The organism is Kitasatospora sp. NPDC059803 (assembly GCF_042732255.1).
Classification (GTDB): Bacteria; Actinomycetota; Actinomycetes; order Streptomycetales; family Streptomycetaceae; genus Kitasatospora.
Map to the genome: position 1 here is coordinate 53,816 of NZ_JBHWIJ010000016.1, position 2,107 is coordinate 55,922.

Sequence of the window (2,107 nt, forward strand, 5' to 3'; positions counted from 1 at the left end):
TCTCACCCTCGCTTTGGGGGGGAGTTGTTTTTTTTCAAACCCCCCCGCTCCCACCCCCCGGCCCCCCCCCCCCGGGCCCCCCCGCGCGGGCCCCCCCGCTCAAATCGGCACCTGCGCGGAGGACCCGTCGTCAGCGCGAAAGGCATCCGCCGCTTGCCGGCACACCTGTGACGCAGCTCACTGGAACTGCTTCGCGGTGGCCGGACAACCAGAGGTGTGGACTATTCGCTGCACGAACGGATCAGAGCCGGGGACCCGGGCGCCTTCCGGCAGTTGTTCCAGGAGCACTCGCGCGCGGTTCTGGCACACGCGGTCCGGGTGAGCGGGGATCGCGCCGGTGCCGAGGACGTCATGGCGGTGGTCTTCCTGGAGGCCTGGCGCCTGCGGGACAAGCTTCGCGACGAAGGGGCCACTCCTCGCCCGTGGTTGATGGGCATCACCGTCAACGTGCTGCGCAACCGGGCCAGAGCCGCCCGCCGGCACGCGGCCGCCCTCGCCCGCATGCCGATCGCCGAACCCGCCCCGGACTTCGCCGACGAGCTGGTCGGCCGGCTCGCCGACCGCGATCAGCTGCTGGCCGCCAAGACGGCGTTGGAGAAACTCCGTCGTGGGGAGCGCGAGGTGTTCTCGCTGTGCGTGTGGGCGGACCTCAGCTACCCCGAGGCCGCCGAGGCCCTCGGCATCCCGGTCGGCACGGTGCGCTCCAGGCTCTCCAGGGCCCGGACCCGGCTGCGTGCCCTGGCCGACAAGGAACTGCGGCAGGCCTCGAAAACTCGCCGGGAACCCCTGCGGGCAGCCGGACAAGTACAGGGTGGCCGGATGGTTCCGGCCCGGTCGAACAAGGAGTGAAGCAGATGACCAGCATCCCGCAGCGGCGGCAGCCGCTCGATGACACGGAGCTGAGGCACCTGCTGCCGGCGGCCGGAGCACCTGCCGTCCCGCTCGGCCGGCAGCGCCAGATCGAGGAGTTCCTGATGAACGAGATCACCCGTACCACCGAAGCCGCAGTGCCGGTCCGCCCCGAGGCCAGGAAGCGTCGGCGGCTGCTGATCGCCGTACCCACCACGGTGGCGGCCCTCGCCCTCGCCGCCACCGTGGCGGCCACCACGCTCGGCAGCCCGGGAGCAACCCCCGCGGGCAGTGAGCGCATCTCCGCGCCCGTCATCCAGGTCTCGGCGGGCGACACCGCAGGCCTGGCCGGCGCCGTGGAGCGGATCTCGCTGGCCGCCAAGGCCGCGCCGGACGTCGTCCTGCGCCCGGGGCAGTACGTCTACATCGAGAGCACCGTCTCCCACCTCGCGGGCTCCGTCGACCTCAGCAGCGGCACGTCGAAGGTGTGGGTCGAGAAGCCCCACCAGCGGCAGATCTGGCACTCGGCCGACGGCCGCACGGGCTGGCTCACCGAAGAGGGCAAGTCCCCGGAAGGCGGCGCGGCACTCTCGGCGGACAGCGGCAACCACCTGAACGCACCCTCCTACGACTACCTGCGCACCCTGCCCACCGACCCGCAGGAACTGCTGCAGAAGATCTACACCGAGACCAAGGGAAGCGGCAGCGGGCCGGACCAGCAGGCGTTCGTCACCATCGGCGACCTGATCCGCGAGCAGGCCGTCCCCGGCGAGCTCGCCGCTGCGCTCTACCAGGCTGCGGCCCGCATCCCCGGTGTCGTCCTCGTCGACAGCGCCACCGACGCCGCCGGGCGCACCGGCATCGCGATCGCCCGTACCAACACCGCCACCGGCTCCCGAGACGAGATCATCTTCGACCGCAGCTCCTACACCTTCCTGGGCGAGCGCAGCGTCCAGGTCACCGAGGTCTCCGGGGTCAAGCCCGGCACCGTCATCGCGAACACCGCCGTCCTCAAGCGCGCCGCCGCCGACGCCCCGGGCCGCCAGCCGGGCAACGCCCAGGCCTGACCGCACCCGCACGTCGCTCCGCGCGTCGCTCCGGCCCTCGTTCTCGGGCCGGGGCGGCGGGCGGAGCCGTGTGAACGGAGTCGGACAGAGAGCTCTAGTAGGGCTTGGTCAGGTCTGTGCGGTAGTGGCGTGTCTGTTGGTGGGTTGTGTCGTTGGTGGTGTGTGACACCTGAGGAGATGGCCGGGGTCCG

The 2,107-nt window shown here is 71.7% G+C and carries 2 protein-coding genes; both read left to right on the forward strand.

Annotated features, from left to right (window positions below; genetic code table 11):
* Positions 1–216: 216 nt before the first annotated feature.
* Positions 217–849 (forward strand): RNA polymerase sigma factor, encoded by a 633-nt coding sequence (locus ACFV6I_RS04625; protein WP_063352256.1) that lies wholly within the window; start codon positions 217–219, stop codon positions 847–849.
* A gap of 5 nt (positions 850–854) precedes the next feature.
* A complete protein-coding gene (locus ACFV6I_RS04630; protein WP_079136507.1) occupies positions 855–1,916 on the forward strand; it encodes a CU044_5270 family protein in 1,062 nt (353 codons plus the stop codon).
* The last annotated feature ends 191 nt before the right edge of the window (positions 1,917–2,107 follow it).